This window comes from Pseudocolwellia sp. G5-9, assembly GCF_055808995.1.
Genome location: NZ_CM147893.1, coordinates 2295597 through 2319955, shown reverse-complemented (window position 1 = coordinate 2319955; position 24359 = coordinate 2295597). Strand labels below are relative to the sequence as shown.

The 24359-nt window shown below is 34.5% G+C and carries 18 protein-coding genes and 1 pseudogene; 5 read left to right on the top strand and 14 right to left on the bottom strand.

What is annotated here, in order from left to right; all coding sequences use genetic code 11:
* Positions 1-118 precede the first annotated feature (118 nt).
* The 10 genes from AC0L5Q_RS09910 to AC0L5Q_RS09865 form a co-directional block, all read right to left on the bottom strand.
* A complete protein-coding gene (locus AC0L5Q_RS09910; RefSeq protein ID WP_473618191.1) occupies positions 119-2551 on the bottom strand; it encodes an EAL domain-containing protein in 2433 nt (810 codons plus the stop codon).
* 23 nt (positions 2552-2574) lie between these two features.
* Positions 2575-4215 carry a FecR domain-containing protein gene (locus AC0L5Q_RS09905; protein ID WP_473618190.1) on the bottom strand — a complete coding sequence of 547 codons (1641 nt, stop codon included), beginning with the start codon at positions 4213-4215 and terminating at the stop codon, positions 2575-2577.
* A 128-nt stretch (positions 4216-4343) separates the two neighbouring features.
* On the bottom strand, positions 4344-4877 hold the full coding sequence (locus tag AC0L5Q_RS09900) for a DUF3833 domain-containing protein (protein ID WP_473618189.1): 534 nt from the start codon (positions 4875-4877) through the stop codon (positions 4344-4346).
* A 62-nt stretch (positions 4878-4939) separates the two neighbouring features.
* Entirely contained in the window at positions 4940-5554 is a 615-nt protein-coding gene (locus AC0L5Q_RS09895; RefSeq protein ID WP_473618188.1) for a chalcone isomerase family protein, read from the bottom strand.
* Positions 5555-5599: 45 nt separating this feature from the next.
* On the bottom strand, positions 5600-6103 hold the full coding sequence (locus tag AC0L5Q_RS09890) for a DUF2878 domain-containing protein (RefSeq protein ID WP_473618187.1): 504 nt from the start codon (positions 6101-6103) through the stop codon (positions 5600-5602).
* Positions 6078-7340, bottom strand: coding sequence for a class I SAM-dependent methyltransferase (locus AC0L5Q_RS09885; protein WP_473618186.1), 1263 nt, complete (start codon positions 7338-7340; stop codon positions 6078-6080). Before AC0L5Q_RS09885 ends, AC0L5Q_RS09890 begins: the two co-directional genes overlap by 26 nt.
* Before the next feature lie 12 nt (positions 7341-7352).
* Positions 7353-8135, bottom strand: coding sequence for a DUF1365 domain-containing protein (locus tag AC0L5Q_RS09880; RefSeq protein WP_473618185.1), 783 nt, complete (start codon positions 8133-8135; stop codon positions 7353-7355).
* A gap of 2 nt (positions 8136-8137) precedes the next feature.
* On the bottom strand, positions 8138-9409 hold the full coding sequence (locus AC0L5Q_RS09875) for an NAD(P)/FAD-dependent oxidoreductase (RefSeq protein ID WP_473618184.1): 1272 nt from the start codon (positions 9407-9409) through the stop codon (positions 8138-8140).
* A gap of 4 nt (positions 9410-9413) precedes the next feature.
* Positions 9414-10142, bottom strand: coding sequence for an SDR family NAD(P)-dependent oxidoreductase (locus AC0L5Q_RS09870; protein ID WP_473618180.1), 729 nt, complete (start codon positions 10140-10142; stop codon positions 9414-9416).
* Positions 10139-10603: a nuclear transport factor 2 family protein gene (locus AC0L5Q_RS09865; protein WP_473618177.1), complete on the bottom strand. Its 465-nt coding sequence runs from the start codon at positions 10601-10603 to the stop codon at positions 10139-10141. The genes AC0L5Q_RS09870 and AC0L5Q_RS09865 overlap by 4 nt, the downstream gene beginning before the upstream one ends.
* 491 nt (positions 10604-11094) lie before the next feature.
* Between AC0L5Q_RS09865 and AC0L5Q_RS09860 the strand changes: the two genes are divergently transcribed.
* From AC0L5Q_RS09860 to AC0L5Q_RS09850, 3 genes are all read left to right on the top strand, one after another.
* Positions 11095-14847: a TonB-dependent receptor gene (locus AC0L5Q_RS09860; protein WP_473618173.1), complete on the top strand. Its 3753-nt coding sequence runs from the start codon at positions 11095-11097 to the stop codon at positions 14845-14847.
* An 86-nt stretch (positions 14848-14933) separates the two neighbouring features.
* Positions 14934-16673, top strand: a complete 1740-nt coding sequence (locus tag AC0L5Q_RS09855) for an Ig-like domain-containing protein (RefSeq protein ID WP_473618169.1) — start codon at positions 14934-14936, stop codon at positions 16671-16673.
* Positions 16674-16971: 298 nt separating this feature from the next.
* Positions 16972-18435, top strand: coding sequence for a tetratricopeptide repeat protein (locus tag AC0L5Q_RS09850; protein ID WP_473618165.1), 1464 nt, complete (start codon positions 16972-16974; stop codon positions 18433-18435).
* A gap of 358 nt (positions 18436-18793) precedes the next feature.
* On the opposite strand, the gene phrB is transcribed toward AC0L5Q_RS09850, so the two are convergent.
* The gene (phrB, locus tag AC0L5Q_RS09845; protein WP_473618161.1) at positions 18794-20200 is read right to left on the bottom strand and encodes a deoxyribodipyrimidine photo-lyase; all 1407 of its coding nucleotides are present in this window, start codon (positions 20198-20200) and stop codon (positions 18794-18796) included.
* Positions 20201-20623: 423 nt separating this feature from the next.
* Between phrB and AC0L5Q_RS09840 the strand changes: the two are divergent.
* Together AC0L5Q_RS09840 and AC0L5Q_RS09835 are read left to right on the top strand one after the other, a co-directional pair.
* Positions 20624-21385: pseudogene (locus AC0L5Q_RS09840) on the top strand (PAS domain-containing protein); the annotation flags it as partial.
* Positions 21386-21421: 36 nt separating this feature from the next.
* Entirely contained in the window at positions 21422-21922 is a 501-nt protein-coding gene (locus AC0L5Q_RS09835; protein WP_473618284.1) for a methyl-accepting chemotaxis protein, read from the top strand.
* 95 nt (positions 21923-22017) lie between these two features.
* Here the strand turns inward: AC0L5Q_RS09835 and AC0L5Q_RS09830 are convergent, their stop codons facing one another.
* Genes AC0L5Q_RS09830 through AC0L5Q_RS09820 form a run of 3 tightly spaced genes read right to left on the bottom strand, consistent with a single transcriptional unit; the run spans position 22018 to position 24302 of the window.
* Positions 22018-22971, bottom strand: coding sequence for a YbgA family protein (locus tag AC0L5Q_RS09830; protein ID WP_473618157.1), 954 nt, complete (start codon positions 22969-22971; stop codon positions 22018-22020).
* A gap of 18 nt (positions 22972-22989) precedes the next feature.
* Positions 22990-23682, bottom strand: coding sequence for a ChrR family anti-sigma-E factor (locus tag AC0L5Q_RS09825; RefSeq protein WP_473618154.1), 693 nt, complete (start codon positions 23680-23682; stop codon positions 22990-22992).
* Positions 23679-24302 carry a sigma-70 family RNA polymerase sigma factor gene (locus tag AC0L5Q_RS09820; protein ID WP_473618151.1) on the bottom strand — a complete coding sequence of 208 codons (624 nt, stop codon included), beginning with the start codon at positions 24300-24302 and terminating at the stop codon, positions 23679-23681. The genes AC0L5Q_RS09825 and AC0L5Q_RS09820 overlap by 4 nt, the downstream gene beginning before the upstream one ends.
* Positions 24303-24359: the final 57 nt, after the last annotated feature.

Below are 24359 nucleotides of genomic sequence, written 5' to 3'. Positions count from 1 at the left end.
TGTATTGCATGTTCTTACTTAATAGAGACCTTAATTCCCTTAGTGTTTCATGTTTATTTATAGCGCATTTACTTTTGTATTTGCGCTTTTTTTTGCCCGAATTTTATAGAGGTTGAAATTAGCATTCTTTGTGAAGGGGAGATGTACTTAGTAATTTTATTAGGTCGCTTTGTGTGATTGGCTTACTAAAGTAAAACCCTTGTAGTTCTTCACAATTATTTGTGTCGAGAAAATTTTGTTGCTCAACGGTTTCTACGCCTTCAGCTATAACCGACATTTTCAATGAATGGGCCATCGATATGATAGCAAGAGTAATTTCTTTTGCATCGACACTTGTGTCTAGCTCACTTACAAATAATCGATCTATTTTTATTCTGTCGATAGGGAATTGTTTTAAATAGCTTAATGAGGAATAGCCTGTACCGAAGTCATCTATAGATAATCTAATTCCCATACCCTTTAGCTTGGTAAGTATATCTATTGCTCTATCCATATCTTTCATTAAACAGCTTTCTGTAAGTTCTAATTCAAGGTCGTTAGCAGATAACTGTGCATTATTCAGTGCATATGATACTTGTTCTATAAGATCAGGAGTAGAAAACTGAACAGTAGATAAATTAACGGCTAATTTTAAGTGACGGTGGCCTGCATTATGCCAAGATTTTAAATGAAGACATGCTGTTTGTAGTATCCAATTTCCAATCGGAATAATTAACCCTGTGCTTTCTGCCATAGGGATAAAGTCATCCGGCTGGATAAGCCCACGTTGAGGATGATTCCATCGAACAAGTGCCTCAACACCAATTATTTTACTGTTTTTAGCTGTAACTTGAGGTTGGTAATAGATTTCAAGTTCATCTCTGCTTAATGCGTTATGAAGATCATTAATGAGTTTATTATGTTCAATAATATCGAGTTTGATTGTTTGATCATAATAACAAATCCCTCGATCTGTTTGCTTTTTAGCTTTTTGCATGGCGGTAATAGCGGTGTCAAATAGATCGTCTATTTTATTGGCATGCTCCGGGTAGAAGCTAGCACCAATACTAATAGGCAATATAAATCTTTCATTTTGTATTTGATAAGGTTTACCGAGAAGATCGTATAATGCATCGCAATATAGACTTAGCTGTTCTTTGTTTAATATATCTTTAAAAAATATGGTGAATTCTGGACCACTGTATCTTGCACATTCGTGTTTATGATCTATACAGGTATTAATACGAGTAGATGCAATATTTAATAAGTGATCACCTGCTTTAAATCCTAGTAGCTCATTAACATCTTTAAATTTACCTAAATTAATGACAACAATAGCGAAATTCAAACTACCGTTAGATTGTCTAAGTGCTTTTACAATATTCTTTTTTAGTTGCTGCTGAGTGGGAAGTAAGGTAACGGGATCGTAACCAATATGTTTTTCCAATACGGCTATGGTTTTGTGATTGTTTTTAGTGTGAATAAATGAGGCTAAACAATAAATAAGTATTTGAGCAATAATCATTAATGCTGGTTCAAACCATAAATTGAAGCCAAATAATAAGAAAGCACTGATGGCCACACTGAATAACACTTGGGCAATCAGTCCCGGAATTAACCATAAGTTGGCGATAAAATAAGTACATAAAAGACTTAGTAATATAATAATAAATTTAATTGAATGACTTAACCAAGGCTCTGTTTTTAATATAAATTTTTTGTTAATTAGACCGTTAACAATATGTGCATTGATCTCGACACCTGCCATGTTTTGATGGTTTGATGAGAAAGGTGTTGTAAATCTTTCACTTAGCCCTGTGGCGGTTATACCTACTAGAATAACTTTGTTTTTAAACGTATTAACATCAATCGTTTTGTTTAACACGTCAATATAAGAATAAATGGGGACTGAGCCTGAAGTACTTGTATAAGGAATTAGAATAGGCTGACGTCTTGTCCAATAGTTGCCAACAGTAAGTGTTGTGGTTTCAAACGTTTTATTGGGTTCAGCTAGCCTTGCTAGCGCTAAAGAAAAACTTGGCCATTTTGATTCTTTCCATCCAGCAAATAGATACACAGATCTAACAAGCCCATCGTTGTCGACTTCTAAGTCTACATGTCCAAGACCTGCACTTTTATCCGCTAAAATTGAAAAGGGTAAAAGCTCTGAAGTAATATTCTTTTGTGGAGCAAGGGGAGCTACAGCTAAAACTACCGTATTGTTTCTTTCTATTGCGTTAGCAAAGTTAGTGTCTCGAATAGGATGTTCTTTGTCTGGCTCGGTAAAGAGTATATCGAAACCTATTGCCTTAGCCTTTGATGTTTCTAAGGTGTTGAGCAGCGTTGCATGGACATCTCTTGACCAAGGCCAACGACCAATCTCACCGATGCTTTTATCGTCTATCGCAATAATAACGGTATTTTTTTCAACAACGGGAGGATTTTTAGTTAATAACCAATCATAAATCAAGGTATCTAATTTATTAAATTCATTTGTAAATAAAACTAAAATACCTAATAAAAATATAGTGAGACGCAACTTGTTGTTGCGCCAAGTTGTTGGCGAGTTCATTGGTTGAGTGCCAACAGCTAAACTCATATTAATATGATTAACAATATTAGGCCAAATAGAGACATTATGCCTTTATCTATTTGAGTTGCATGTTGAGTTTTACTCCACGGGCTTTCTAGTGTGGAATCGTTTAATGATGCGGTTATTTTACATCGAACAAATAATTCATCGTTTGTAGTGTGTTGAATATGATTTTTTTCAGAGCTTATTTGATAAGTTTTTAAGCCTTGAGTAAATTGATCATTTTGAGCTGTTTCAATGATTATAGTGCGATCGTTTTTTATTGTTTTCCAAGAAATATCAACAATACCTGATGAGGCAACGGCATTGCAGTTAGGTGTTTCTATTGTTGTTGTCCAATTAAACATTAATGGAGCTGAAGCAGGACCTTTATCGGTATCAGTAATAGAAGATACTCTCCAATAATAATGATCAAACTCTAAGTTATTCGGCAGAGCTAATTGATTGCCAGTCATGCTTTTATTTAATACTAGCTGAGTAAACTTTTCATCTTTGGCTATTTCTATTTTGTAACGGTCAACGGGATCTTGAGAGTTTTCCCAGCTAAGTATAGATGATGCGTTATTACCTAATATACGTTCAGGTGTATTTTTTAATTGAGGTGCTCTAGGTGATAAGTTTAACGTGAAATTTTTATAGGCAGGCTTACCTTCAATGCCTAATGAGTCAATAGCCGTAATGCGATAGTAGTACATGGAATCATTAAGTTCAGGTAATACAATTGAGGTCTCTGTAGTTAGTTGCCCCCAGACAATACTTTTAAAATCTTTTTGTGGTGAAACTTGAATATTATATCGCTGAGCTTTATCGATACTATCCCATTTTACTATAGGTGCTTGTTCGAAAAATGTTTGCGTGGTTAATATGTTAGGAGGTGATAATAACGGAACGGGTTTAGTAGGCTCTGTTCCTTTTTCTATGCGTGTACCTTGTCCTGTGGCGACTTTTATAGAATTGTTTGATTTTTCTCCAGCAACAGCCACTGTTCCTTCGATAACTTCAACGGTTGATATGTTTTTTTGAGTATTAGATACGCGGTACATGGTTCCTCTAACTGAGCTAATTGCAGAGGGTGTTGAAATATCTAAGCGAGAACCAGGGCCTTTATTTTTCTTTGCGTTAGTTTCTACTTTACCTTGAATTACGCTAACGCGCGTATCCACCATGCCGGTTTTTCCGTACGACGATAAATGGTCAAAAGCAATAATTGTGTTTTTAAATAATACCATTTCACTACCGTCGGCAAATACAACGGTTGCACTGCCTTTATCTGAGGTGCGAATTTCATCACCTAAAATTAAACTAGTAGATACAGTAAGGGGACTTAATTTTTTATTTCTAACGAGTAAGCTTTCACCTTGTATAAAAGATATCTTGGCAGAGGCTGGTGTGTGTTTTATCCATTCCATTGGAATGCGAATGACACTACCTGGTTGAATTCTTTTAGGATATTTTATGTTATTTAATTTTTGTAGCTGTGTGTAATAGTCTATTTTTTTAAGGAATTTTGAGGTGATATTCCAAAGGCTATCGCCATTAGCAACAACATAAACCCAGTCTTGTTTTTCTACTGCGTAAACTGTTTTAAAGCCGCCAAATAGTAATATTGAGCTGGTAATTAAGTATACAATAAAATTTTTCATCAATGGATTAGCTGCTAAAGTATTTTAATAATAATAGTTATCGTTAATACTACACTGAATCTTACACTGAAGAAAATTTTTAGTGTTAATATTGTGTAAATCTTATGTAAAGCTTACGTTGTTGTCAATTAAAGTTGCTCGATGTAAAGAATGATTTCGCCTACCTTTAAACCATATTTTATAATATCGGTTTTGTTAAATAATCGTTTGTTATCTATTAAATACATCCAATCATCTAAGGTAACTTGATATTCACTTCCATCAACAGTGATTAATAAGTCATATTGCCAATAAAGTGCGGAACCATTTGTTTGTCCTTTTGCTGTTCCTACTACGTCGTTTGCGGTTCCGGTATATATATTGTCTTTTTGTTTAATTAATTGCCAAGTTCTTGTTGATTTTTCACCATCATCGAACACAAACCATTCATTAATCGTACCTTTGTTATTATCCCAATAGGCTTCAAGTTTAACGGTAAATCGACGAGAAAGCTTACCGCTACGATCAAGTACTATACCGTAAGCAACTAACTTTCCATTAAAAAAATCTTCTAACACTAAATCAGGTGTGGTGTTTTTGTAATCTTCTATTTTGGGTGACGAACAAGACGTTACGCAGAACAACAAGATTAACAATACCGAGCTTTTTATTAATTGATTCATTCGTTTATCTCGCTTCTTTTATTGATGATATGGGTGATAGGTAAGTTAATCAGTACGCCTGATTATTTTTTATTTTCAATAAGTTGTTTTCTTAATTTTGGCTCTGTGGTGTGTTCAGATAACCATATAGACAGGAAGTAATCACCGAAATTGGTGTCTTTTATTGTGCCTAATACTTGGTAGGTTTCGTTATATTGATTTTTATTGTTATCGAAGGTTTTAAGATAAAAGTGAGCTTGTTTTTGTTCAGTTAAAATAAAAAGGATCACATCTTTTTCTGTAATATTAGGAAAAATATCTTTGAGTTGTGTTACCCATTGAGCTTCTAGTGTTTCAGAAATTATTCTTTCGTTGAAGTGAGCATTTAATTTATTCCATTGATCTTTTGTTGCATCAATAAATTCTTTTTGCTCTATATCTCTTTGGTAGGTAAGTTTTAGTGCTTTTGGGTATGTTTGTTCTTGGTAAACGCTTCCTGATGTATAAAATTCAGCTTTGTAGACTTTCCAAAAAAGTACTTTCATTTGCCCTTCACCTATTTTGTTTAATGAAGACAGTAATGATGAGTCGGTATTAACGTTAGCAGCATTAGCTGCAACTTTTATGTCGTAGTCAGTTAGTTGCTCAGCATACGTTGTAGTCGAAAAAATAATTATAATCAATAATATATAACGCATTGTGTTTACCTTGTTTATAAAACTCTTTTGCAGCTAAATTAACTGTTACTTGAAAATATAGCGGTGCATATGTGTAAATAGTGGCAGTAGTAAGGCCCAAATAAATGCCATAACCAGTGCAAAATATAGAGGTGATAAAACACTGTTAAATACATTTAGCTGTAAAGCAACGTAATAGCTTAACGACCCAAAAATCGCGCCAATAACGGTTACTTTCGTTGTTGATAAGTTAATTAACCATTGTAAGCTATGATTTAAACACCAAGCAAAAGCGCACCATAAAAACATCAGCCAAACGGGTATTATGAAAGGTGACACAGAATTTTCAGGCAGTTGTATTATTTGTATTGCAATTAATAACTGATCAACGGTTATACCTATTAAAGCAATAGGAAGTATTTCAATGTCGGCTATTTTTTTGGGACTTAATGTAAAATGAGTACACAGTAAGGCAATGATTATTAATATTCCGCTTTGTTGATATGTTGCAGATACAAACCAACAAAGCTGAAAGGTAATAAAATTAATAAGTGAGAATAGTCTCATCATTCACATCTTTATATTCAGGTTTGCGTGCAACAATATGATGTGTGCTTATAACCCTTTCAATAAAAGCGCCTTCACAGTAAGCAAAATAGTAATGCCATAAACGTTTAAATTGATCATCGAAACCAAAAGGTTGAATATTAGCCCAATTTTTATCAAAGTTTTTGCGCCAATCACTTAGTGTTCTTGCGTAATGTAAGCCCATATCCGTTATGTTATCTATCATCATGTCGGTAGATAGGGCTATATGATCACTTATTACGGCTATAGAAGGTAAGCAACCACCAGGAAATATATACTTTTGGATAAAGTCGGTGCTTTTCCGATAATTATCGTAACGTTGATCAGCAATGGTTATAGCTTGTATAAGCATTTTACCGTTGGGTTTGAGTAAGTTATTACACTGCTTAAAAAATTCACCCATAAAGTCGTGTCCAACGGCTTCAATCATTTCTATTGAAACAAGTTTGTCGTATTGACCTTCAAGTAAGCGGTAATCTTTTTTCAATAAGGTGATTTTCTTATTTAATCCTAGCTTATTAACTCGCTCTTTGGCGTAGTCAAATTGTGCATCTGAAATAGTGGTGGTGGTTACCTTGCAGCCATAGTGGGTTGCTGCATAAATAGCTAAACCGCCCCAGCCCGTGCCTATTTCAATTAAATGATCTTCGCTTGTTAAGTCTAATTTATCGCATATGCTTTTTAACTTTAGCCTTTGTGCCTGATCTAATGTGGTATGTTCATCGGAATAAAGTGCGCATGAATACATCATTTCTGGGTCAAGGAAGCGTGTATAAAGATCATTACCTAAATCGTAATGAGCAAGAATGTTTTTCTTTGAACCACCCAATGTATTGGCGTTTTTAAAATTAAGTAGTTTATTTTGTAGTGTGTTTAGCCAACTGCTTTGGTTTTCAACACTATCAAGCGCTTTTTGATTACGAGCTAAAACACGCACTAATTGCGTTAAGTCTGTTGATGTCCATTTTTGTGATAAATAACCTTCAGCTGCCGCTATACTGCCGCCTTTTACGATGTCTGCATAAATTGAGGCATCGTGAATTTGCATATGGGCTTTTAATGAGGCTTTTGGATCGCCGCATATCTCACTGTAAGAATTTTCATGTATTTCAATACAAGCATCATTCATATTATTGAGAGTATTTAAAACAAGCGTTCTGCATTTTTGTTCAAACCAGCTGAGTTTGTTATTTAGTACTAAATGATTTGTTTGTTCCATAATTACCTCAAATTAATGCTTTTCTTTGTCTACAATCGGTATTTTTTTAATAAATAGCTGTAGAGCCTGCCAATAAATTAACGTTACAATCTTTACTATAGTAAAAGGTAAGCATAACCATGACTTTATTAGTGTGAGTGATTTAAGAGGCTGTTTGTTTAGCTTCATATTTACCTCGAATACTTTTTCACTGTTGTTGGGTGTAAAATTTTGAATATTAACTAATATTTTTTCTGACGGATGACTGATACGCCAGTGATAATTCATGTTTAATTCCATAAAGGGTGAAACATGAAATTCTTTTTTAGTTATTTTTAATTTATTCTTTGTTTTACATTCTGATGCTACGGTTAAATTTACAAGGTAATAATGTCTTTCATTCCAAGGAGTATTGCTTACCTCTGCCAACATAAATAAACATTGTTCATTTTTATCAAAACAGTAATAAAAGTTAATTGGGCTAAAATACAAACCTAAACAGCGACATTGGGCAATCATTAAAACTTTATGTCCGTCCCATTCACCGCCTAAACGACTTACTTTATTTGCTATACGTTGCTTTAACGTACCTAGTTCACTTTTTATGTAATCTTTTTCATTAAATCGAATAGGGTTAAACCATTGAGTGCCAAACAAAGAGTGTTGATTGGTTATTTGATCAAGTTCGTCTACTACAATACCCAACATAGATAGTTGATACGAAAACTCATGATGTTTAGGCGAAAAGCGTTTATGTGAAACAACACCTTGATAGATGCCGCTTTCACATTTTTTTATTTCTGCAGTAGGTTGCACAGTTAAAGTCCAATTCCGAATCGTTTAGCAACAACAAGTGCACTCACCACACCATCTTCATGAAATCCATTTCGCCAATAGGCTCCGGCAAAGTGGGTGTGGTTTTGTCCACAAATTTCATGTCGCCTATATTGGGCATCTAAACTTTGTTGGTTAAAAATAGGGTGATGATAAACAAAAATGTCGATAATTTTACTAGGATCAATTTTATCTGTTTGGTTGAGTGTTACACAGAATGTTTCATCAGTATCGCTTAAACCTTGTAAAATATTCATGTTGTAAGTAACACAAGACGGACGAGTTAATTGTTCCTTTGTACTGGTGTTGTCTAACAAATAATTCCAACTGGCCCATGCTAATTTACGCTTGGGTAACAAATTAGTATCAGTGTGTAATACCACTTCATTGCCGCTATAGGAGATATTCCCGAGTATATTTATTTCAGATTTTGTTGGTGCTTTTAATAACCCCAATGCTTGATCTGAATGGCAAGCAAAAACCACTTCGTCAAAAAGTCTTGTAGTACCATCTTCAAAAACTATTTCTATATTGTTTTTATGACGAATTACATGGCGAATATGAATATTAAGTTTAATACAATCAGCTAATGATTCGGTTAATGGTTTTATGTATTCTCTTGAACCTCCAGGTATCACATACCATTGCGGGCGATCGGTAATATTTAATAAACCATGATTATGAAAGAAGCGAATAAAAAAATGTAGTGGGAAAGCTTCCATTTCTATTAAGCTGGTAGACCATATTGCAGCTCCCATAGGTAAAATGTAGTTTTGCTTAAAGTAATCAGAAAAATTATGTTGTTTTAAAAAATCACCTAAAGTTACACTTTTATTAATATTATCTTCTAGATAGAGTGCCTTACAGCGTTTATTAAAACGAACAATCGCTTTAATTAGACGCCAAAATTTAATGCTGAAAATATTACTACGTTGAGCAAATAAGCTGTTTAGTGTATGGCCGTTGTATTCTAAATTTGACTGTTTATTGAATACACTAAAGCTCATTTCTGTAGGCTGTAAATCAACCTTAAGTTGCTTTAATAATTTAAGAAAATTAGGGTAGGTTTTATCGTTACATACAATAAATCCGGTATCTATAGCGTATGACTTATTATTAAGTACAATGTCTTTAGTGGCAGTATGTCCACCGATATAATTGTTTTTTTCAAATACGGTAACCCTGTGTTTTCTATTAAGTAAATAAGCACAGGTTAAGCCTGATATGCCAGAGCCAATAATAGCGATATTTTTCATAATTTTATTGTCCTTTTACCATTTTTTTTGCAAGGAATTTCCATATAAAAAATGGTAGCAAAGAGAGTAGTTTTAATAAGTACGTAAAGCGTTTAGGGAAGTTGATTTCTGAACGCTTACGGGATAAACCTTTAAAAATATATTGAGCAGCAGCATCAGAAGTAATAATGCAAGGCATGCTAAAGGTATTCTTATTGGTTAATTGAGTTTCAACAAACCCAGGGTTGATCACACTGACATTTATTTTTTGTGGGGTTAAATCAATAGCTAATGTTTTAGCTAAATAGTTCAAAGCCGCTTTTGATGCGCCGTAGGCTTCAGCTCGCGGTAAAGGTAAAAAACTTGCGCATGAGCTGGTTATTGCAAGTTGTCCGTTGGGTTTAATGAGTTTTAACCAAACATCTAAGCAATAGCCTATTGAAATCAAATTATCGCGAATAACGCGGGCAAATAAATCGCCATCAAAATTTACAGCATCATCAATATATTCACAGCCACCAGCATTTAGCAGTAATATGTCTAAACTTGGGAAGCTTAGTGCAATGTTTTGTATGTTTGCTTTGCTGGTTAAGTCGCAAGAGAATGTTGTAATATTCTCATGTTGCTTTGAGAGCTCATTAAGACGTTGCTGATTACGCCCACCGGCAAAAACAGTAAAACCTTTTTGCGCGTAAAGTAGTGCGGTTGCAGCTCCTATTCCTGAAGACGCTCCGGTGATCAGTATAGTTTTCATTTGTTTATTCTTTTCTTCAATAAACCAATAACACTGCCTAGTAATGGAACATGTTCATATAACATAGCACCAACATCGAGATAATCTCGGTGATAAATTATTTTGTTATTCATGGTTTTTAAACGAGAGTGCCCTGATACAGATATGACTTTAGCTGCATTAAGTTTTGGATGCTGGTATCGCATTTCCCAATATATAGCGGCTTCGTCAAAGGTATGAATAAAATGATTTATTTCGAAGGTGCAGCTAATTACATTAGTGTATAAATTTTCAAAATAAGTTATTAGGTTGTGCAACCCTTCAACTCTATGTAGTGGATCTTCAAATACGATATTTTCATGGTAAACCAGAGTTAATGAATTTAAGTCGTCTTTAGACAAGCTCTGATATACCACCTGAAATTGAACCAACCAATCAGGTGTATTTATATCATTAAGTAAATTTGAAGTTATATCACTCATAAATACCTTTTTATCCTTAAGTTATTTTCTTGTTTTAATAAACAATAGTACGGCTACTCTATTATTACGAAGCGAATACGTTTTAGGATCATATTTATTAGGAAATAACCATTATCAAATAAGCAGCTAGGAATATATCTCTAAATATTTAACTCGTTAATAGGCATATTTTAGAGCACTTGATAGATCTCTAATCATATAATCACCAACAAGATAAAATCATATTTAATTTTCGTTTTTTAAATAAAAAATACCTATTGTTTTCTTTTTGAGGGTGTTAGTATGTTTCAATGTACAATTACTGTACGGTTTCTGGTTTGTTTATGATGTTGGCTACTGTTTATGATTTTCAATTTTCATTAATGGAATGAGTTTAAATAAAAGTAAGCTTTGTTCAAATCAAATAAAATAAAGAAAATATTAGTTACTTTTTAGCAGCTTCAATCTGTGAACGTATTTTCTATAAAATAATAAAATAAAGGGGTTACGAAGTGGTCAATCAATTCAAATTAAAACCATTGTCGCTAGCAATAGCATCATTATTTGTAGTGAGTGGTGTCTCATACGCTGCTGAAAATGAAGTCAAAGATGAGAAGGCTAAAGACAAAAAAGATGTTGTAGAGGTAATTGAAGTAACTGGTTATAGAGGGAGTATTCTGAGATCTATTTCAGATAAACGTAACTCATCAGGTATTGTTGACTCTATTTTTGCTGAAGATATAGGTAAAAATACAGATCAAAACATTGCTGATGCATTATCAAGAGTTACAGGGGTTTCTATTCAAACAGAAGATGGAGAAGGAACTCGTATTTCAGTTCGAGGAACTGAAGCCAGCTTTAATAATATTAGTTTAAATGGTGTTCAGTTAACGAGTAATGATGGTTCATCAGCTGTAGATTTGAGTGGTTTCTCATCAGATATACTCGCTTCAATTCAAGTATACAAAACATCTAGCGCAGATCAAGATGAAGGAGCTTTGGGCGCGAATGTTGTATTAAAAACCCCAAGCCCACTTAGCTTTGATAAAGATAGACGTCAGCTTGAAGTTCAATATAGATACAATGAATTTTCAGAAAAAGATAATAATAAAATATCGGGTACTTTTTCTCATAAATTTACCGATAATTTTGCTGCAATGATCACCGGAACAACAGAAACACAAGATATAAGACGCGATCAATTCCAAACCTCCCCAGAAGAAATTTTTGCACAAGGCGGGCGTTACTCTACCACTGATGGCAGTGATAACAGTGCTGGTGTTGGTGGTATGGTATACAAAGAAATGAAATATCAAATGTTTCAAAATACACGAGACCGAGACTCACTCAATGCGGTTTTTCAGTATGTACCTGCTGAAGACACTGAAATTAAGTTAAGTTTAAGTGCATTCAACCAAACTGTGCATACTAATAATCAAGAATTAATGATGAGCCCTTTGTATGCTAGTGGCTATGTACGCGATATAGATGAGAGTACAGGTAACGTTGATGGAGATAACTATTACGATCCCACTCCAGGTTCAGACGGCGGTGATAGAGTATTAGATCCTCAAGAAGATTGGTGGACACTTGATCCAAATAATAAAAGATTTGTTAAATTTTTAAACCGTCAATCATTTGGTCGAAATAACGAATCTGTTAGTATTAATGAAACAAAGAACAAAGTAGCAACATTATCTTTAAGTCATTATTTTACTGATAATTTTAGAATGGATTTATCAGCGGGGCTTTCTAAAACCGATTTAGATTTATTACCCGGTTCAGGCAACACGCTAGGTATTAGTACTCGACGATTAACCAACAATCAAAAATTTGAAATACCATCAGATCAGATCATACCTAATGGATACGATTGTACTTTAGGTCGATGCCAAATGGTTGTTGTTCCACCTGATTTAACATTAGGTGCACAACCTGATGGCGTAGCAGGTAGTTCTGCTAGTGCATTTGGTGGTTATTCCCCAACAGACCCTTATGCTAATACGGTACAGCAAATCACCCGTACGAATCGAAGTACTAAAGATACAAATAAATCTATATATTTAGATTTTGATTGGGATCTTGATCATGAAAACATTAACCAGATTGAGTTTGGTGGTAAATGGGCTCAACGAGTTAAAGAGTTTGAATCACAATGGTATCAAGTTACTAACGCTACCACACAACATTTTGACACATCACAAGTTGATGAAAATGGTAACTTTAAGCAATTGACCCCTGTAGATACTTGGCAAGTTTTCTCGCAAATTCCTATTGCTGATGTTGCTCGTGAACAGCCTTTTGTTCCTGATGGATTTATGGAAGGATTAGTCGGTACTAACTCAGCTTATTCTAGCGATATGTTAAATGGTTGGTATTTAATTGATACTCAAAAAGCAGCCGTTAGATTATATGAAGAATATTATGATGGTGAAGATATTCGTTTTGAAAATTTATTATGGGTGCCTGAAAACACTACTCGCGCTGATGTTGAACAGGAAACAAGTTCACTATACGCTAAAGCAGACTTCTCATTTATGGATGGACGTTTAACGGGTGATATTGGTTTACGTTATGTAAGAACTGAAGTTGAAGTATTACGAGATCAAACAGCCGTTAATTATCATGGTAGTCCAAATATGTGGACTTGGCATGAATTAAGAGATGCAGGATTATTTGGTGGTGGTGCTGATGAATGTAGTTCATTCCAAGCTTCTTCTCCTGATGAATATAGCCAAGTAGTACGTATTGATCAAGGGCCTGCAGGCAACCCTGTGGAATGGAGAGATTCATTTGATGGTACTTTTCAGGTCGTTAATAGATATGATGCTAATGGAAATCCAATTATATTACCTGATAAGAAAGCTTTTGACGGCGGTGTTATCTATACCGATGTGGTTAGAGGTGGTGATCCGTTAGTTGCTGGCGATTTTGTTGAAGCTCAATATTCAATTGATCCAAATAGCTCACTTAAATGTGTTGATCAAAACTTTGCTACTTTAGCTAACCCATGGACAAGTAATAGCTCACCTTTGACTAGACCAGACATACACTCAGATCTTTCAACAGCTGCTGTAACTGGAAATCAAGCTAGACAATATGATGCAACCCTTAAGCATACCTATACTAACTTACTTCCTAGTTTTAACTTGAACTACCTAATTAAGGAAGATTTGATTGGTCGTTTTGCCGTTTCACAAACAATGGCTAGACCTAAGTTTGAGGATGTTAGAGGTGGTTTCACATTCAGAGAAACAGAACAGTCAGACCAGCATAATATCAGAAACGCAAGTGATGCTGAATTAGATGCGATGGTATCTACCAATTTAGATTTATCTTTAGAATGGTACTTTAATAAAAGTAGTCAGTTATCATTATCTTACTTTAAGAAAGATATTAAAGATTATGTTGATAAAATTAATACTGATGTTTATGTAACTGATATTAGAAGAAATCTTGATATTGAAACGTTAACTCTTGAAGATTTTATTATTCCAATTGTTGAATCAGAAAGCGCTAAAGCCGAAGCAGATAAGCTTAGACCTGGAGAAACGCTAGATTCAATAGGTATGGAAGGCGATCAGCGAATGTGTCATCCAGACCGTATTACTAACTTAACTTGGGAGAATCCATCTGAATGGATTAATCAATGTGCCATCGTTAATTTAGAATATAAACTCAATGGTGCTAAAGCTAAAGTTGAAGGGATAGAGTTTACATATCGTCAAACGTATGACTTTTTACCGGGACTCTTATCTGGTTTAGGTTCAAATGTTAACTATACCTATGCTAAATCTAGTTCAAATCCAGGAACACTTACAATTACGGGAGATAGCGATGTTTCATCAGTACCGCAAGCGTTTACCCCGCAACATACATTAAATACCTCACTATACTGGGAAAAATCAGGACATTCTGTACGATTAACGCATCGTTATAACTCAGTTCAATTTGTTGGTCGACAATTTTCAGATTACTTAGAGTGGCAAGACGCTAAAGAAAGCTTAGATTTAGCAATTAATTACAAGTTTAATAAAAATCTTTCATTTCGTTTTGATGGGTTGAATTTAACTGATACTAAAGTACGTACGTTCTTAACTGCAGATAAAGTGAAACTTGATCGAATTAATGAGTCAGGGGAGCGTGAACAATATGTTTACAAACAAGGTAACCCTATGACTGATTCGTCAGTAGATACTAGTTTTACTCGTACAGAGTACCGTACTGGTAGACATTATAGACTTAGCTTACGTTTGAACTTTTAAAATCGTATTCTTAATAAAAATAAATTCAAAATATAAGATAGCCCGATGCAAAGTTCGGGCAATCACGATAAATTAGGTACTTATTTATGAAATCTAAAATCATTTCTTTATTAGCTATATCTGTCTTGTTAGGTGCATGTGGCAGTGACAGTGATAATAACGAAGGGCTCAGCCCAAAAGCTATTGTTCCTTCAAATGACAATGGCGATACAACACTTTATATTCAGTTTATAGAAGAAGATCCTATTGCACGTATAGACTTATTAGAAAATATTGACTTACAAGGTAAGCAAGGCTTTGTCACTAATGTTGTATGTCAGCTTGATCCTGAAACAGGAGAAAATAAGGTTGATGAAGAAGGTAAGGAGATATTAATTCCAGAAGGTGGCTTATTTATGCGAGCCAATTTTATGGAAATTGATCCTTCAGTATGGGAAAACCAAGTAAAGTATACTGTAGATGGCCCAGAGGAAATAATTTACACCTGTACTTACAATATTGATAATTTTGCATTAGAAGAAGTTGAAACAGTGGGCGAAACTGAAGGAGAGAGCGAAGCTGAAACGATTACAGAAGTTCTTCCTGTTAGTGTTGCACGAAATGTTGAAATTAAAATTATTGCAAAAGAACATGTTGCAGAAAGCATAACGGCATCTCATTCACCTCAGTTTGAAGTTCCGCTTTCTTTACCTTTCTTTCAATTTTATAACCTTGGCGTTTTACCTGATAATGCATCAATAAAAAGAGCTACATATATTAGTGATAATCCTGCTGTTCTTGAAGTGGACGCTGAAACAGGTCTTGCAAAACCTATTTCTGAAGGAACTGCTACGGTTACAATTTCAACCTTGTCTCCAGAAAAACCTGTTTCTGTTACACGTGTTGTGAATGTAGTTGACACTACTAGTCAAGCGATAGGTGCTCAATTTTTAAATGGTGCTAATGAACCAATAACTCAGTTCTCGATAGAAGAAAAAACGAGCGCTGCGTTAAATGTTGAAGTTTTATTTCAAGCAGGTGTTGATACTTCTTCTTCAAATAGCGCGGTTCGATTTATATCTTCTGATGAAAATCTACTGACTGTTGATGAAAATGGTGTAATAACTGCGGGTGTTAACGTAGGTTCGGCTTTAATCGGAGTGATTACTGATGCACAGGAATTTGTACAATTTTTACAAGTAGAAGTCATTGGTGACCCAAGTCTAGTTAAATTGCATAATTCTGACTTTGAATCTGGCGTTTTTGAAGAGGTTGGCGATTGGCAAACATATGGACAAGTTTTAGGTGGAAATCCTACACCACAAAGTGATGCTATTGAAATTAATTCAGTTAATCCACTTGACGGTAATTATGATTTAAAAGTAACTGGTTCAAACATTCTTAAATTTAGACAAGCGGGTATTGCACTACGATTTTTCGATAATGATGAAGTTGATGCAAATGGAGAGCCTGTTGAAAACCCTAATGCACCTAAATTGATAGGTGAGTTTGGTAAAGATACTACTTATATTTTAGAATACCGTACAACCATGATATCAAGCTTATTGAATAATAATGGTCACGTAAGGTTATGGTATGAAGGTATCGATGCCCAAGGTCCTAAAAGTGCTGATGATGCATATTTTAATAAAGGACAAACATCTGCAAAGGTATTGTGGGGAGGGTTAGGTACTTCGGTTAATGCTCTGAAAAAGCATGAATTTACCATTAGTGGACGTAAAAAATTATACCAAATAGTATTGTTTGCAAATAACGGAAGTGCACTAATAGAAAACTTGGAGTGGTATATTGATAATATTCGTTTCTACAAAGTAGAAGAAGAATAATTATTGTACTTTAAATAGCTATATACTCTTTTTATATAGCTATTTTAGATGCACCTTATTACATAGCTTAAAAATAAACGAATATAGTAAATAATATGAAGGATGGTTTATAGCTTAAACCATCCTTATATTTATAGGGTAAAAAACTTAGCCGATTATTATATTTAAACCGTCCCGAATTATGCCATTTTAATCTCTAAAATAAATTATCTCCCTCCAAACAAAGGATTTGACTTATCTAATGTGTAAATTAACCCAATACACTTTATTTCTCTTTACTATATTAGCTTTCAGTCCCATGACAGTATTCGGCACAAATATTTTTGAAGCGGATAAATTATTCAAACAAAAGCAATATCAAGAAGCAAGAAAGGCTTATTCGGCTTCAGTAAAGTTAGGTAGTCCACACGCATTTTATCAATTAGGCACTATTTATCACCAAGGGTTAGATGTTGTTAAAGATCCTATTAGTTCGTATATATGGTTCTCTCTGGCTGCAGAATATAACTTTAATGATGCTCAGCAAGTTTCCGACAAAATCTACCAGCTATTATCCAAAAAATCACAAGAACAAAGTCAAAAATTATTAACATCACTTAAACAAAACTTGGGTAAGTCTGTTATTAATCAACGGTACTTTCCTTTATTGAATCAAGAGTTATTAAATGAAAAAGTAACTTTTGGTGGTGCTGGAAAATTAGAAGTTAATTACCAAGATTTTGAACTTATATTAGATAGTTTTGATACTAATTTTGAAAGCAATATAGCAGATGATGCAGGAGAAAATGATCCCTTTTTTATTGATGAAGATGATCCTTTTGCTGAGGAGGATTCTAATCCTGCTTTTCAACGACCAACCAACACTATGGCCAGAAAAGTTCCTTTTTTAATCGTTGATTATGATGTAGGCCCAGACGGTTCAATTAGAAACGTAAGAAAAGTACAAGAAATCGGTTACTCTAGAACGATTTTAGAAACCTTTGTTTTTTCAACATTTCCAGCACCTAATTTTAAAGAAAATCGTATTAATTTTTTAAATCGTAGTTATATTGGTTCTGCATTTTATTCCAAATTTAGAATGAAGGAAGAGAACGAATTACTCTTTGATCGTGTTAGACGGCATGCGAAAAAACTTAAAAAAAGCAACCAATTTAATGATCAATATCAATACGCTATGATGCTATGTACCTTTACTTGGCTAGAACAAGAAAAAGGTGAAGCCGAACAACGCTTAAAGAATCTTGCAGAGCAAGGTCATCCTTTCGCTCAATATGAATATGGTGCCAAGCTGTACCGTGAGCAAACAGATATACAACAAGGTATACATTGGATATCACAAGCCAGTAAATATGGTTTAGCTAAAGCTGAATATTTACTGGCAACTATTCTCTTGCATAGTCCATGGGTACAGCAAGATGAAAAGAAAGCATTGTTTTGGTTTGAATCAGCGATAAAACAAGATCATCAAGCTGCAAAATTACAAGCAACAGCACTTAAATTATTAGCCATAGACTCTAGTTTACATGATATTCCTGGTGCAATAGTTTATTTGACGGAGCTGGAAGACAGCCAAATAAATAACCCTGAATACTATTTTTTACTATCTGTTTCTCATAAAAATCGTGAAAATAGAAACTTTAGAGAAGTTATTAGATATATAGAAAAAGCGATAGATTTAGGTGAAAAATACAACTGGGATGTTGGTTATTGGCAAGGGTTACTTGAAAAATGGACAACAGGAAGTGTATATATTGTTGAATGATAACGGGTATATACCCGTTACCAATCAAGATGCGTATTTCAGAGCGCTTGAGCGATATCAATTCAAGGCAATGCTTTGTAATAATGGTCGTTCCCTTATAAAAAGCATTGTTGATGAAGTGATTTTGCTCAAACGCTTCTTCGATGGGTCTAAAAACAATTTATGCTGCGTTATTAATTTTAGTAAGGGAATAACCATGACGTAAACTTAATGCCTAGCCTAAATTGTTTTTAGTTCCCACTGAAACCTGCATCTTGAATGATAACGGGTATATACAATGCAGGTAAAAAAAGATGAATAATTTATCAGCTTCTTTTACCTTAGCCAGTTAGTATTATTTAATCCTAATTGGGGGGATTTAGACTTTGTAAAAATCTAAAGCGTCTAATCTTGCTGTTTTATGATCAACAATAGGTTCAGGGTAAGACTGTGTTGCTCCAATACTCGCGAGATACTTATGAGGAAAATGTATATGTTTTGCAGGTACATCACTCAACTCAGGTATATATTTCTTAATAAAACTGCCATCTGGATCAAAGCGTTCACTCTGCCTAATGGGGTTAAATATTCTGAAATAGGGTTGAGTATCACACCCCGCGCTAGCTGCCCATTGCCAGCCGCCATTATTTGCTGAAAAGTCGCCGTCTATTAAGTTTTGCATAAAAAATCTTTCGCCCAAACGCCAATCAATTAATAAATGCTTTGTTAAAAAGCTGGCAACTACCATACGTAATCGATTGTGCATCCAACCTGTGGTCACTAATTGTTTCATTGCTGCATCAACTAACGGATAACCTGTGCGTCCTTCACACCACGCTTGAAAGTGTTGCGGAGTATTACGCCATAATAAGTGGTCGTACTTAGTTTGAAAGTTTTTATGCTTACATAATTGCGGAAAATGAAACAGCAAGTGCTTATAAAAATCACGCCATGCGAGTTCATTTACCCAACAAAATTTATCTGCTTTTGGATTTTCTAATAGGTGAGGGTGTTTTTGTAATACGTTAAACAGTAAGGCTTTAGCGCTAATGGCTCCAATCGCTAAATAAGGCGATAGCCCAGAAGTACCTTTTAGCGCAGGGAAGTCACGGTATTCTTTGTATTCGTCATGTTTATCTTCAATAAAACTGGGAATAATCTGATCCAATACGTCAGACACTAATGGCCATTTTTTTGAACAAACTTTAGGAGTATTTAATGTTATTTTCGCCAGCGTAACTATTGGTGGCTTGGTTACCGTATTCATGACTTTTGGTGGATAGCTCATTGTAAAAGAATGCTTAGCTAACTGATCAGCCCAGTTATTTTTAAAAGGAGTAAACACCTTGTACATGGCTTTATCACCGTTAAGTACTTTACCTTTTTCTACAATAACGTCAGCTTCAAAAAGATGTAGCGATAGATCTGTGTTACTAATAGCTTGTTGTAATTTGTTATCTCTGTTTTGTTCGTTTATTTCAACTTCGCTGTTGGCATATATATTGTCAATATTGTGCTGTTCACAATAGCTTAATAATTGTGATATTTGGTCGTTATAGTCAGTAGATTCAATATAATCTAAGGTTATGCCTAATTCAGATAATTGTTCTGCCAGTAAGTTGAGATGGCGTTCAATAAAGTCAGCTTGAATCGGTGCCATATCATGCTGTTGCCACTGCAGGGGCGTTGAAATATATACAGCTTTACAGCGCTTATCTGTTATAGCTTGTGTAAGGGCTGGGTTGTCGTAAATACGTAAATCTTTTCTAAACCAAATAACGTTCATAGTTTATGTACCTAACTTAATAATATTAAAAGGTATAATCATTATTAATACTATTAAGTTATTTTATTGGTGACTGAGTAGTAGGTTAATTTATTTTTTATTATCTATACTTATTGTCTATACCCGTTGTGAAATATAAGAAAATACTTTTGTTATATTTATTACTATACAAGAGAGTGTTAACATTATATTTACATATTGAATGATAACGGGTATATATTTAATTGTGCTTATTTTGATTTCATAAAAGAAATTAAATATACAATAGAATGTGTGTTCATTTTTAATACCTCTAGCTAAGGTAATACGTGAGAAATCAACAATAAGATCAGTTTGTGTGCTTTTATTGTTTAGCTCTTATTTAATGTGGTTAAGCTATATGGATATTTTTAATCAAATAATTAGTTTAATAAACGAGTCCATATGTTTAATCAAAAAATTAAAGAAGAATTAAAAAATTGCAAAGACCAACTAGTAGAAGCTCAATCGACAATTGCTGCTATTAAGCATGGGGTTGCTACTATCGAGTTTTCACCTGAAGGTAATATTCTTGATGTGAACAAACTTTTTCTCAATATCGCCGGGTATAAAAAGAATGAAGTTATTGGGGCACATCACTCAGTAATGTGTGAGTCTAACTATGTATCGAGTAAGGCTTATAAAAACTTTTGGGAAGATTTACGTGCAGGAAAAACAAACAATGGAACGTTTGAACGTCGAAATAAACAAGGTGATGTTATTTGGTTAGAGGCGACTTATTTTCCTGTTATAGTAAATAATAACGTTGTGAAAATAATGAAAATTGCTTCTGATGTTACCGCGGAAAAATTAGCAGCATTAGCGACAGAGCAAGTACTAAGTTCTTTAGATAAATCACAAGCCATCATTGAATTTACTCCCGATGGATACATACTTAAAGCAAACCAAAACTTCACAGATGCTGTTAGATATGACTTAAGTGAAATTAAAGGTAAACATCATAAAATATTCTGCGAAAGTCAGTTCTACGAAGAAAACCCAAATTTTTGGGATGATTTGAAAAGCGGGGAGTTTAAAAGTGGTCAATTTTTACGAAAAGATAAATACGGAACTCCTATCTGGCTTGAAGCAACCTACAATCCTATTATTGATAGCAATGGTGATGTGATTAAAGTTATTAAGTTTGCTCATAATATTACTGCGAATGTTGAAAAAGAATTTGCTGTTCGCGACGCATCTAATATGGCACATAATATATCACTTGAAACGGTTAAAATAACAGAACATGCCAGCGAGTTACTTGATTCATCAGTTAAATTGTCAAATGAAATCTCTGAAAAAGCTAAAATTACTACCGAGCAAATAGCTAAGCTTAGTGAGCAGTCTGAGAACATACAAGCCATAGTATTAACGATTAAAAGTATAGCAGACCAAACTAATTTATTAGCACTTAATGCCGCTATTGAAGCCGCAAGAGCTGGAGAGCAAGGAAGAGGTTTTGCTGTAGTAGCTGATGAGGTACGACAATTGGCTTCTCGCACTAGTCAATCAACAAGCGAAATTGAAAGTGTAGTGCTTAATAATCAGTCTATCACGACTAGTGTTCAAGAAGGGATGAATTCAGTTTCAGATTTTGTAGAGAAAGGTAAAGTGCAAATATCTGAAGTTGCAGAGGTGATGGATGATATTAAGAGTGGGGCCGCTAATATATCTAATACCGTTTCAGCATTATCTCAAACTTAATTATTGGTGTTATAAAACTTAATACTTTATGTTGAAACTAAGCTTATTCAGCGTGTTTATCAACATAAAGTATTAAGTGTCAAATTACATCAGTTCTAAAACCCGTACCTAAGTTTTAAATCATCAGGATAAGGAGATAAATACACTTGTGCAGATAAATACTCCTCTGTGTGCTCTCTTAAATAATGATTAATTAAAGTGAGTGGTACTAACAAAGGTAAAATACCTTCTCGGTATTGATGTATTTTTTCAACCAATTCTTGTTTTTGAGATTTGTCTAAGTGCTTTTTAAAGTAGCCTTGTAAATGCATTAAGGTATTAGCATGGCTTCTTCTGTTTGACAGTTTTTTCAATGCTGTCATTAATCCAGCAATATACAAATCGGCTTGTTCTTCTAACGGTAAATCAGCTCTTGCTAAAAGTTGACCTAATGCTTTATAGCTATCGATATGATGGCTCATCACCAAATATTTATGTTCGCTATGAAACTTGATGAGTTTATGTTTTGTAAGGCCTGAAGCGATAAGATCTTGCCAATGGCGATAAGTAAAAATACGAATGATAAAATTTTCACGCAATGGCATATCATTTAAACGGCCATTTTCTTCACAAGGTAGCAATGGATTAGCTTTCATGACTTCTCTAGCGAAAAAACCTACACCATCGTGTTTGCAGCCTTTTCCATGGTCATACCAAATTTTTACACGTTCCATACCGCAGCTTGGGCTTTTTTGACAAAAAATAAAACCACTGAGTGAGTCAAAAGTTTTTGCTGTTTTTTGTCCATATTCCGTTAAGGCTTTTGTTACATCGCCTGAACCGTCTGGTTGGCTAACAGTAATGATATCGTCTTTTATAATTTGTCGAATGGTTGGACGAGGAATAGGTAAACCAATAGCAACTTCAGGGCAATAAGTTTTAAAATCTACATGTTTGCTTAATTCATTCATGCAAAAGTCAGATTTTTTATGGCCTGTATCATAACGAACAGGTTCACCATGAACGCAAGCACTCATACCTATTACTGGTTTATTAAGGGGTTCTTTCATGGTGTTCCTTTACAAAAGTTAATAAATAAAAGCGCCAATAGGGTTTAGTAACTTACTTAAGCCTTGGGTAAACTGTAATGCATCATCAGCTACGGTGTAGCATAAACAGCCCTCTGCTGTATGTGGTGTGTGGGTGTTTTTATCGGTTAACCAAATAAAGTCGCCTTTAACGTAAGTGCCCATTTCGTCTTCAAAGCTACCTTCAAGCAATAGGGTTAGTTCAAAGCCTTTATGAGTGTGCGAAGGAACTCCACCGTCTTTGTCTATATGCAATAAGCTTGAATGTAGCGCACCTTCATTTAAGTTTAGTCGTGCTCGGCTTAATTTGCCCATTTTTTGCCATCCCATCATCGACATAGATCGAAGTGCGGTAGGTAATTGATAAGTAGAGCCTTTAATTTCAATTTCTAGGGGCTCTTGCACAACAAGTTCAGCAATTGATTCATCTTCAGTGATTGAATCAATCATAAATTCATAACTCAGCTCATCTGTAGCTGCTGTATTAGTAGTAGGCTTATCTGAATAACTGTTGTAAGTTTTAGCGTCAGGTGAAAAAAAGTTAGCGGCAGACTCTTCTGTAAGGTGCTGAATGTTTTTCGCACAAACCTCACACAGCTCGGCATGCACAGCAATTGCTGCGCTTAATGATGCAGGTAATTCGCCTTCAACAAAAGCACTAAGGAGTTCGTGTGTTGGATGATGAGTGATCATTTCGATTCTCCTATTTGTTGTTTTAATTTAACCAAAGCTAGCCTTAATCTCGACTTTACGGTTCCTACTGGAATGGCGAGTTTGGTCGCCAATTGTTCTTGTGATAAGTCTTGAAAATATAAACCGTTCACAATTTCTTTTTGCGCTTCAGGTAGTGTATTAATGTGTTTGAGAATGTGTGAGCTCATAAGGTGATCATCAAAAATATTGTCTTCTACAAGTTCAGCTTCTGCTATTGGCCAAATATCATCACTAAGTGTGTCTTCTCGGTTTGATCTGACTTTTCTTAACATATCAAACGATAAGTTACGCATAATGCTGTAAACCCAAGTGGTTGCTTGACCTTTGTCGCCATCAAAAAGGTGAGCTTTTCTCCAAATATTACTCATGGTTTCTTGTAAAAGCTCGTTGGCTGCACTTTCGGTATTCAGCTTTTGTATGCCAAATCTAATTATTTTGGGCGCAAACCAAGAGAATAGCGCAGTAAATGCAGCTTTATCTCTATCGGTAGCTATATCGTATAGCCAGCCTTTTAATTGCTGTTGTTCATCAGGATCCATTGTTGAATTTCTTAAAATGATTTCAGCTGGCGCTGAGTTATAGTTCCAAGGTGTATTCATAATATAACACTTAACAGCAAATAAAGTTGAGGCTCTGTTGTGTTATACGCATTGTTT